Annotated in this window: 8 protein-coding genes; 2 read left to right on the forward strand and 6 right to left on the reverse strand. The window is 65.6% G+C overall.

From position 1 onward, the window contains the following. Nucleotides 1–47 precede the first annotated feature (47 nt). Both ACOGW9_RS04305 and ACOGW9_RS04310 read right to left on the reverse strand, forming a co-directional pair. Nucleotides 48–1,670 (reverse strand): carboxyl transferase domain-containing protein, encoded by a 1,623-nt coding sequence (locus tag ACOGW9_RS04305; RefSeq protein ID WP_419853568.1) that lies wholly within the window; start codon nt 1,668–1,670, stop codon nt 48–50. Continuing rightward, a complete protein-coding gene (locus ACOGW9_RS04310) occupies nt 1,670–1,966 on the reverse strand; it encodes a hypothetical protein (protein ID WP_419908715.1) in 297 nt (98 codons plus the stop codon). The genes ACOGW9_RS04305 and ACOGW9_RS04310 overlap by 1 nt, the downstream gene beginning before the upstream one ends. A gap of 37 nt (nt 1,967–2,003) precedes the next feature. Here ACOGW9_RS04310 and ACOGW9_RS04315 point away from each other — a divergent pair, with 37 nt between their 5' ends. Then, the gene (locus ACOGW9_RS04315; protein ID WP_419908717.1) at nt 2,004–2,180 is read left to right on the forward strand and encodes a hypothetical protein; all 177 of its coding nucleotides are present in this window, start codon (nt 2,004–2,006) and stop codon (nt 2,178–2,180) included. Between the two features lie 100 nt (nt 2,181–2,280). Here the strand turns inward: ACOGW9_RS04315 and ACOGW9_RS04320 are convergent, their stop codons facing one another. The 4 genes from ACOGW9_RS04320 to ACOGW9_RS04335 all read right to left on the reverse strand — a co-directional run bounded on the left by ACOGW9_RS04320 (nt 2,281) and on the right by ACOGW9_RS04335 (nt 9,550). Then, on the reverse strand, nt 2,281–5,070 hold the full coding sequence (locus ACOGW9_RS04320; RefSeq protein WP_419908719.1) for a DNA methyltransferase: 2,790 nt from the start codon (nt 5,068–5,070) through the stop codon (nt 2,281–2,283). 129 nt (nt 5,071–5,199) lie between these two features. Further along, entirely contained in the window at nt 5,200–5,664 is a 465-nt protein-coding gene (locus tag ACOGW9_RS04325; protein WP_419853564.1) for a hypothetical protein, read from the reverse strand. Next, complete coding sequence (locus tag ACOGW9_RS04330; RefSeq protein WP_419853563.1) at nt 5,546–8,233, reverse strand: DEAD/DEAH box helicase; 2,688 nt, start codon at nt 8,231–8,233, stop codon at nt 5,546–5,548. Before ACOGW9_RS04330 ends, ACOGW9_RS04325 begins: the two co-directional genes overlap by 119 nt. Nucleotides 8,234–8,383: 150 nt before the next feature. Next, nucleotides 8,384–9,550, reverse strand: coding sequence for a hypothetical protein (locus tag ACOGW9_RS04335; protein ID WP_419853562.1), 1,167 nt, complete (start codon nt 9,548–9,550; stop codon nt 8,384–8,386). A gap of 120 nt (nt 9,551–9,670) precedes the next feature. On the opposite strand from ACOGW9_RS04335, the gene ACOGW9_RS04340 reads away from it, so the two are divergent. Further along, nucleotides 9,671–10,536: CoA transferase (locus tag ACOGW9_RS04340; RefSeq protein WP_419908722.1), on the forward strand; the 866-nt coding region annotated here is incomplete at its 3' end.

The raw sequence follows: 10,536 nt of genomic DNA on the forward strand, positions 1-10,536 counted from the left end.
AGAGCGCGCGAGGAGCGAAGCGGGTCGAACGTGACAGACACAGCCAGCTACATCCTGTAGACGAGGCCGCTGCCGGGAGCGGGGGCGTCCTGGCGTGCCGCTAGCGCGAGGCAGAGCCCAAGCGTGTCGCGGGTGTCGGTGGGGTCGATGAGTCCGTCGTCCCACAGGCGCGCAGTGGCGTAGTAGGGGTCGCTCTGGCGCTCATACTGGTCGGCCACCTCGGCCCGCATGGCAGCGATCTCTTCGTCGGTGGTCTCGGTGCCGCGCATGCCGGCCAGGCGGATGTCCACCAGCACTGTCTGAGCAGTCTCGGCCGACATGGTGGCGATGCGGCTGTTCGGCCATGCAAACAGGAGTCTGGGGTTGAAGCCCCGCCCGCACATGCCGTAGTTGCCGGCGCCGTAGGAGCCCCCGATGAGCACCGTGTAGCGGGGCACGGTGGCGTTGGCCACAGCGGAAACCATCTTCGCCCCGTGCTTGGCAATGCCCGCTGCCTCCGAGTCGCTGCCGACCATGTAGCCCGTGGTGTTCTGCAGGAACAGCAGCGGCACCCGGCGCTGCTCGCAGAGCTCGATGAAGTGTGTGGCCTTCAGAGCGTCGGAGGAGAAGATGATCCCGTTGTTGGCGATGATGCCCACCTGGAAGCCCCAGATGCGGGCGAAGCCGCAGGTGATGTGCTCACCCCATTCGGGCTTGAACTCGCCGTAGCGGGAGCCGTCGACGAGCCGGGCGATGATCTCGCGGGCATCGAAGCCGATGCGGTCGTCGGCGGAGATCACGCCGTAGATCTCGGCCGGGTCGAAATGCGGGACTTCCGGCTCGGACCACGACAGCCAGCCCTCCCGGTGGTCGACCAGCCGTTGGTTGGCGGCGGCGCAGAGCTCGCGCAGCTTGCCGTAGGCGGATCGCTCGTCGGGTGCCATGTAGTCGGACACGCCCGAGATGCGCGTGTGCAGCGCCGCCCCGCCGAGGTCGTCGGGCTCGATGATCTCGCCGAGGGCCGCCTTCACGATCGGGGGACCGCCCAGGTAGATGCGCCCGATGCCCGACACCATGATGACTTCGTCGCTGAGCGCGGGCACGTACGCCCCGCCGGCGGTGCAGCCGCCGAGCACCACCGAGATCTGCGGCAAGCCCTGGGCTGACAGCCGGGCTTGGCGGTAGAAGCTGCCGCCGAAATGGTCCTTGTCGGGGAAGATGTCGTCCTGCAGCGGCAGGAACGCCCCGCCGGAATCCACCAAGTAGATGACGCCGAGGCCGTTCTCGGCGGCGATGTCCTGGGCTCGCACGTGCTTCTTGATGCTGATCGGCAGCAGCGAGCCGCCCTTCACGGTGGCGTCGTTGGCGATGAACATCCACGGCACGCCATGGACCACGCCGATGCCGGTGACGATGCCGGCGCCCGGGGCGCTGTTGTCATACATGTCCCAGCCGGCCAGCGTGGACAGCTCCATGAACGGCGTGTCGGCGTCGCACACCAGATCGATCCGGTCGCGAGGCAGGATCTTTCCCCGGTTGTGATGGCGCTCGATGGAGCGCTCGCGGCCCGCACCGCCGGAGATGGCGAACTGCTGGCGATCACGCAACGTCACGAGCAAGTCGGCATAGGCAGCAGCGTTCTTGGAGAACTCGCTGCTGCCGGTATCGATGCGGCTCTCGAACTGTCTCATCAACCCGTACTGCTATAGAGAGCCTGCACTTCATCGACGGGCAGCCTGAGCAGCTTGGCGATGCGCTCCGGTGAACTGCCAGTACGGCGTGCCTCCTCGACTAGGTCGCATACGCGCTGGCCGTCGTTCGCGGCGCGCAGAGCACAGCGCCAGAGTTCCTGTTCCGCTGTGGTCATCGGAGTCGTGTGGTTGGGGTCCAGTGAATGCGCATACGCGCAGATCTCATCGGCATGCGCTTCGCAGTAGCTGTCGATTTCCTCTTCGGTCATTCCCGAGAAGTCGAGATTCAGAGGCATGTCTTCACCTTAGGCGTGTCGTTCTCGCTGGCATCGCGTGGATGATCCGGAGCTTCCCGCCGGCACCGTCATCCACGATCACGAGCTCGAGGAATGCGCCGTCGCGTCGGGAGCCGATGGCGAAGATGCGCCCGTCGTCTCCGAAGTCGATCTGGTGAGGGTTACGAAGGGCATGCAAGATGTCGGCATCGGGCACGCCGTGGCGACGCGCTGACGGCGTGATAGCCGCTGGATCCTCGTCATTGCCCATCTGCGCGGCACGGTAAGAACGGCGACGTGCTCGCTGCAAGCGAATTTCGACGGCGTATACAGCTTCAGACGATGAGAGGGTCGAGCCAGGCGTCGGGATGGATGACGGTGTTCATCTCAGCACCGGTGTGAGTGATGACCTTGACAGCGATGGGCCGTCCATCCGGCGGGATCGGAAACGGCTGCGACCGAAACGAGATGATCTGCGCCTCGGCGTCGGATGCAAGGTCACCGGCAAGCGATTTCATGGCTGCCTTGAGTCCGGCACTGTTACGGACACCGTTGGGGAAGTAGGTGAGGCGGGCAAGGAACTGCATCTGGTCGTGGTCTGTATCGACCATCCAGCAATCGATGCCGTCTTCGTCGGTCTCGCGCACCATGCCGCTCGACGGGTCATATGCGTCACAGCCCAGCAGGCGCACCGTGAGCGAGGTGCCGTCCGATGTGCGACGCACCTCGCAGTCCGGTTCCCCGAGCAGTGTGAACGTTCCGCCGTCGGCATCCTTGCGAGCCAGTTCGGGTATCTGCAGATCTTTTGACGCCACGACCCGGTGAACCGAGCATGCGCCGATGCGTGCAGGCACGTCAGGCTCGAACGCGAAACCGACCGCGATGAGGTTCTCGCAATCGGCGGCGTTCTGGCGCGCTTCGATAACTGCTCGCTGTGCCTGTGCCATGGTCACGGTGGCATCTGGCGCAGCGATCATCAGCGCGGCGGCAATCTCGGTGTCCCGGCCGGGCCGTGTGCATGTCACGCCGTGGGAGGCGAGGTGGGTGTCAGGCCAACGCTCGTGGTCGATGACTTGCAGCAGCACAGTGCCGGTTGAATCGCAGATTGGCGATCGGTACAGCGCATCGACGATCGTCTTCTCGGTATCTCCCGAGGCAAGGCCGAAGTCGACGATGGGCGTTTCGCTGCCGTCGAGATCGGTGACCTCGTCTGCCCCTGTGCTTGGTGATGTTCGATTCGAGGCGCCGTCGAAGGGCAGGTACGAGTAGGGGGAGTGCGATTCGACGGTGAATGGGCTGGCGAGCCGGACGCGTTTGGCCTCGGTCTCAGTCTGGTCGACGAGCTTGATGATGTTGTCGGGATGGCTCCAGTCGGTATTCGGATCGGCGAGGCGACCGGCGGACACTTTGCGCATCGTCTTGCAGATGAAGTCGGCAGCCGGGTCGGTGCCGCCATCTGTGGTGCGATGCCACGTGTAGGTGGAGGTCATGAACTTCTGACGGGCGACGGCGATGGCGACGCGGCTGACATCCATCGTGATCCAGCGCCGCCCCCACTCCTCGGCCACATCCGCGGTGACCCCGGACCCGCACGTCGGGTCAAGCACCAAATCGCCCGGATCGGTAGTCATCAGCACGCACCGCTCGACGATTGAACTAGCCGTCTGAACGACATAACGCTTTTGGCCTCGCACCGTCACTGAGTTGTGCCAGACATTGTCAATCCGACGTCCGGCGGTCTCGGACTCCAATTGCTTCCAATACAGCGCGCGCTTCGTGCCGTATAGACGGTTGGTCCATCCGAGCCAGCACAAGCCGCATGGCTCGGAATCGGGACACGGAGGCGAAGCCTCCGTGCGCGCGCCATTGTCGTCCGGCGGGGTACACACTGGTGCGTCTCCGGCATGGACGGAGACGCGCCATTGTCGTCCGTCCCCGCAGTGGTACCTATGACCATCGTACTCAACCCAGCGTGTACGACCGGTAGTGGATGCGCCCATCGAAGTGAGATTTTCTCGGTTCCAGATCACTGCACCCGCCGGAAGTTCAGCCTCTGGCCGTTCTCGCTCCCGCGCCGTCATTCCTCGGCTACGGCGATCTACTTCTTCGACCATCGGCGTCGAGAATCCCCCAAACAGGTCAGCGACGCCTTTGCGGTCGAGAGGCTCGTATAGCTGCCGGTATCTGCACCGAGACTTGTCCTTGGCGTACCAGAGAAGGTACGAAGCGCTCTCTGGCAGCGTCCTTGCCGAGGAGCCTCCGGTTGGTCGCCAAGTGATGGTCGCAACCCGGTTTTCCGGGCCGAAGACCTCGTCGAGTACCAGCGCTAGACGGTGGACGTTGATGTCTCCGATCTGGCAAAACAGTGAACCAATGTCCGTGAGCAATTCGCGTGCGAGTACGGCGCGTTCGTGGATGCCGTCGAGGTAGGAGTGGATGCCGTTGCGGTAGCTGTCGCGAAACGCCCGTAGCGGGGCGGTGTCGCCCGCGGGCAGCCCGTCGAGCTTTTCGGGGGTCTCAAGCTTGCCGGTTGAGGTCTGGAAGTTGGACTTGAAGTTCTGCCCGTAGGGCGGGTCGAAGTAGATCATCTGCACCTGTCCGCGCAAGCCGTCCTTGGCGATGAGTGACTGCATCACCGCTGACGAGTCGCCGTGAATCAACCGGTTCTGCCAGTGACCTGCGTGCTGGTACCACTCCCATTCGACCGCGTCGTCGGCCAAGCCGTCGAAGTCGAGCTGCAACGAACGGGCGGCATCGGGCCGGCGCAATTGCTCCACGAGCGACGCCGGTGTGACCTTCTCGCGGGTGTACAGCGGCGCACCGGAGAACTCGTGCTCGGCGTCGGCCTGCTCCCCGCCATCGATTGTCGAAGTAGGGCCTTGACGATCCCAGGCCAGCACGGGGTGCGTGCTCAGATCACGGTCGAGCTTCACATCGGCACGGTCGACCGCCGCCTCGTATGCCCGCGCTATGGCCTCGGGCAGCCGACGCGACGCGCTGAACGGCGCTGGCGCTCGGTCGTCATCGCCCATTAGCGGCGCCGTCTCGGCCGTGGGCTGATTGACGCGAGACGCGGAAGCGTGTTCGTACGCGCCGGGTTCAGACTCGTTCGGCGTTTTCGCCATGATGGTCTCCTCGTCGAAGTGCACAAGTGCGGCCGGCTGGTGTGGCGTTCGTGCGTGCAGGCCGGCTATCGCCGCGCGTAGAGCCGGGATGCCCAACGACGCCTGACCGCTGCATGCGGGCGCAAACTCTCATGGCGACGCCTGCGCCAAGTCGTTGATACGTCCGGGCAGATGGGCGGCGTCGGTAATGACCTCATAGGCCCAGCGGCGCAACTCAGCGGGCAGCTCCGGAGTGCCCTCAACAGCGGGAATCCAGTGCTCACGCGTCCATCGCTCGGCCGCAATCGCCTTGTCGTCGACGATGCCCTTGCACTCGATGACGACATTCAGCCCGTTGGCCAGTCGGGCGACGAAGTCCGGTTCATAGTTCCGCCAAGCACCGTCGAAGTGGTACGGCAGAGACCAGCCGAGGCTGAAGTTGCGGGCCCAGGCGGCTACTGCGGGATGCTTGTCGAGGATGCGTGCTGAGTCACGCTCAAGACGCGAGTGGCACGCTGCATGCGACAGCTCGCTGTTGCGGGCCGCGTGAATGTGGCGCAGCGTCGTCTCGAAGCTGACGTCGGCCGTATCGCCCAGCGATGGTTGTCCCAGCACCGCTCGGCGCAAGTGCGCCGCGGGCATGTTGGGGCTGCCGTCCTCTCCCACATCCGAAGTGGGGGGGGGGGGGGGTCACCGCGAAGCGGCATGCCGCGATGAGCCCGTTGTAGAACTCGCGCTTGTTCCTGTGGCGCAACAGCACCGACGCGCTTGCGCATTTCACATCGGGATGAGCGAGCCAGTCATCCAGTGCGCGGTAGGCCGACGCGAACAGTGAGCATCGCCCGACGCCATGCAAGCTGTCGGCGGATTCGCCGGGCGCCTGGAGCGATGCCGCATTGTCTGCAACCGTGAGCAGGTTCGCGATCTCGGCGGCACAGCGGACGCGAGCCGTCTTGTCTCGACGCCAATCGTCGGGCGACAGGAGGTTTGTCTCGCCGGTTACACCTGCCACCTCGACCAACTCGGCAGAGGCATCCTCGCTCAGCACGGCTAGGTGCACCGCTGCGGGATCCAGAACGAACCCGGCGGGCGGCGCCACTGTTCGATACTCGATCACGTGGGGCCAGGTGATCCTGTGGTTGCCACGTCCCCGCACCGTACGGACTTCCGTGCGATCTGGCGGCGGCGTTCCGCGGTGCGATCCCCGCGCAGGCATGAATTCGAATGGGATGCCAAGCACCTCGGCGTACTCGGGGGAGAGGAGGTGCTCCTTGCCGGGCTCGTCGCGGAACGATTCGTAGGACGTGCGGCGCAGCGCCCTACCGGTCACCTGCTCGCACAGCAACTGCGACGAGAACGCACGGAAGCCCACGATCTGATTGACGGTGCGGGCATCCCAGCCTTCGGTGAGCATCGACACCGAGATGACGCAGCGCACTCCCGCCCCGAGCCGGCCTGGCTTGCCCACAGTGTTGAGCGCCTCGCGTACTGCATCGGGTGGTACGTCCTCGCCCATGTGGGCTGCCTGCTCGCGCATCAGCTTGGCGAAACGCGTGGTGATGGCGTCATCGTCATCGGGCCGGGAATGGACCAGCAGCGTCCGCGGATCGGCTCTCCAGCGAGGCACAGCACCATCTGCTCCGTCGACCACATTGGAGAACTCCGCGAACCGCCCCGCCACCAGCGCCCCGTCCGCGGTCTCGCAACCGGCTATGTGCTCGTACAGCGCCACCGCGTTGTCGATGGTGTTCGCCACCACGATCATCACCGGGGGCGTGGGCTGGCGATCCTGCGTGTCCTCGTGTGTGCGGCGCCATTCGTTGACCGAGGCACTGAGGGCGTCTTCGAGCGGTTGCGGCAGCGTTACGGCGGGATCGGCACTGCGCTTGGGGAGCTTCTTGGTCGGAGTGGCGTCGTAGAGCCGGCGCCACGCAGTTCGCGCCTGCTCCGTGTCGTCGTCGATGGGCACCCGCGGCACCTTGACCAAGCCCGACTCGATGGCGTCCATCAAGCCGAAGTCGGAAGTGACCCATTCGAACATCGGCGATTCGCCGCGATTGGCTCGGGCGATCCACATCGGTGTCGCCGAGAAGTCGTAGACCGGCGACGCTTGGCCGCCGAACCGGTCCAGTTCGCCCAGCGCTCCCATGTCACGCAGCGTGCGAATGGCGCTGAACCACACTGCGGCGATCTTGTTCTCGTTCCTTTCCTCTGCAGATTGCTTCGCTCGTCCGTCCGTGGCAGGCAGGTAGCAGTGGTGCGCCTCATCGTTCATGACGACGAGGTCGCCGTGGGTGCGACGACGCTTGAGCAAGTCGCCGACTACGCGACGCACCATCGCGGCGGGCGTCTCGGTTTGATCGGCCCGAACCGCGCCGAGAACGGCCTTCTGGGCGCCGGTGGATTCGGTGGGATCGCGACGGCGAAACGCCTGAAAGTTCACGATCTCGACCCGGGCAGCGTGCAAGTCGCGCCAAAGATCCTTCGGCACGAGGCTGAACTCTTCGTACACGTTTCCTGGGTGCGAGGGCCGCAGGACGGCAAGGCGGTCACGCACCGTCAGGCCGGGGGTGAGCACGAGGAACCGCGACGAGTGCTGGAGGTTGCGTCTGCGGCGTGAGCGCACCGCGTTGAGCGTCTGCCACGCGATGAGCATTCCCATGACAGCGGTCTTGCCGGTACCGGTTGCCATCTTGGCGCAGTAGCGGACAATGCCGTCGTTGTGGTCGCGCGCTGCTGCCTCGATATCGCGGCGCTCAGGTGTGTCCCTTCGGGCGACCTCTCGCAACCAGATCAGCGTTTCGATGGCTTCGCGTTGGGCGAAGAACGGGCGAAGCTGGCGGTGCGCGGAATCCTCCGCCCAGTGCACCAAGAGCCTTCGCGTGACTGACGTGGTGCCTTCGTATCCGCTGAGCCGCCACGTTCGGACATGGTTTCGGATCTCATTGATCAGCTTGTTCGACGTCGACATCGCGTCGAAGTCCATCGCCAGCATCCCGGTCTTCGCGTCGTCGGGTACCGGCCGGAGCAAAGCGGACGGGCGACGCCCGGTGAGTGGTGCCTGACCGGCCAGGGCACGGCCGGCTTCATCTAGCTGCCAATGCAGATCGGGCTCGGCGTAAGGCGAGCAGATGATCGGATCGACGGCCGGATCAAAACCGGGGCCGCTTGTTGTTTCAGCCACCGCAGTACCTGCCCCGGCAGCCAGTCGGCCGAACACGCATGGATCGCAAACTAACGAACCGGTGCAACAACGTCCGGCATTGGCGCCTCCATGTGTCGGTGCAATGAACGGATCTATGCCGCAGCGACAAGGAATCGCCCGTTCTGGCGCTCAGAAGTTGGGATCGTCTGGGTCCAGGCCCAGCAGCATGCGTCCTGCAGTGTCCATCTGGTAGCTGCCGACCATGAAGTGGCCGGCGACGGCCCTCACATCGTTCAGCAGGGTGCCGAGCGGTGACGATGTGTAGTTGGCAGTGCTGCCGGTGGCCGTCACCAGCGTTTCCACTGCAGCGATGCAGTTCTGCACGCTCCACGAACACGCCAAGCGCGCCCGAGCATGCTGCGCCGGCGTCACATCGCCGCAGGCTGAAGCGGTCTCCCATATCTCCGACAGCAGTTCGGCGACGAAGGCGCGACCGGCACCGGCGAGTGCGGTGGCGCGGGCCATCGCTGCCTGGGCGTCGGGCCGGTGGGCCAGGGCCGAGCGGTTGTACAGCGGGGTCTTGGCGTCGGCCAAGGCTGCGAACTCGTCGATGGCGCGGTCCGCTATACCCGATGCCACACCGGTCTTGGGGAAGGGGAATCGCAATCCCGACGGCAGGCGGTAGTAGGGGTGCTCGTTGGGCTTGGGCAGCGAGAAGTTCTCGACCACCGAGGCCCGCTGGTCGGGCACGAAGTGCTCATCCAGCACAACGTCGTGGCTGCCGGTGCCCCGCAGGCCCACGGTGTGCCAGGTGTCGTCGATCAGGCTGGTGTCGGCCGGAACAAGCACGAAGCACAGTTGCCTCGGACGGGTGCCGTCGACGATGTTGGCCAGGACCCACCAGTCGGCTGCGGTGCAGCCGCTCACGAATGGCCACCGGCCGTCGACGATCCAGCCGCCGTCGGCAGGCCGGGCCACTCCCTTGGGCACGCCGGAGCCGGCGATGACCGCATCTGGCTGCGCTGCGTAGAACTCTGCCACTGTGGCGGGTTCGAGGTAGGCGGCGAAGATCTCCGCTTCCTCGTTGCAGGTCATGGCGACCCAGCCCGCTGACGGGTGCTCATAGGCAACTCGCCGGCTGAACTCGATGAACTCGGCCGGGTGGCGCCCACCGCCGCCGAGCTCGGACGGCACGAGCAGTCGCATGAGGCCGAGCCGCCCCAGTTCGGCGACGATCTCGAGGTCAGGGTTGCGTACTGCGTCGCTGTGCTCGCCGCCGGCACGAACCCGCGCCAGCAGCTCGTCGGTCAGTTCCGGCGGGGGCGGGTGCTGCCACGGCGACGGGCTGTCGGCCATCCGGGCAAGCTAACCGCCGCGCAACGGCAAGCGCCTGCGTATCGTCGTACCGGCCCACACGGCGCGGCATTCCGTCCGGCGCAGAACCAGACACATCACGAGCGTGAGTTCAGGCACCACATGAAGGCATCCGAAGCCACCCAGCACACGGCATCTGCGCCGCTTGCGGGCATGACCGTTCTGGATCTCACTGATCACCGCGGCGAGTTCGGGCCGTGGATGCTGGGCGAGCTCGGTGCAGACGTGATCAAGGTGGAACCGCCCGGCGGCACTCCGGGTCGTGCGGCGCTGCCGCCGAGGCCGCAGCAGGGACCGACGGGCGACCTGCGCAGTTGGCAATTCTGCGCGTACAACTCCAACAAGCGCTCCATCGTGCTGGATCTGGATGACACCGACGACCGGCAGGTGTTCGAGGCCCTGGTCAAGCTCGGCGATTTTGTCTACGAGTCGGGTGTGCCAGGGGCGTTGGCTGCAGCCGGATACGCCCACGACGACCTCGCAGCACTGAACGAGAGCATCGTTCACGTACAGGTCACGCCGTTCGGCCTCGACGGGCCTCGCAGCGGTGATCCGGCCTCGGAGCTGTCGCTGGCGGCGCTCGGTGGGCCGGCAAACATGCAGGGCATCTTCGAGCGGGCGCCCGTGAAGGCATCGATCGCTCAGGCGTGGCGCCATGCGGGAGCGGAAGCCGCTGCGGCAGGGCTCATGGCCCACGCCCGCATGCGCGTCACCGGCTCGGCACAGCACGTCGGCGTGTCAGCTCAGGCGGCGATGACCTGGACGCTCCTCAATGCCATGGAGACCCACGCGATCTGCGGGGCGCGACTTCAAGCGCTCGGGCACGGTCGCGCAGTTGGCCGTGCCGCTCGAGATGCGCTACCGCACCCAGGACGGCTGGGCGATCGGTGTCTCGCCGCGACACTAACCTGCGTGGCTTCGAACGACACGAACGGCGCACTCCTGCAGCGTTCGATGGTGCTGAAGGA

Source organism: Candidatus Poriferisodalis sp., assembly GCF_965203655.1.
In the GTDB taxonomy this organism is placed as follows: domain Bacteria; phylum Actinomycetota; class Acidimicrobiia; order Acidimicrobiales; family Poriferisodalaceae; genus Poriferisodalis.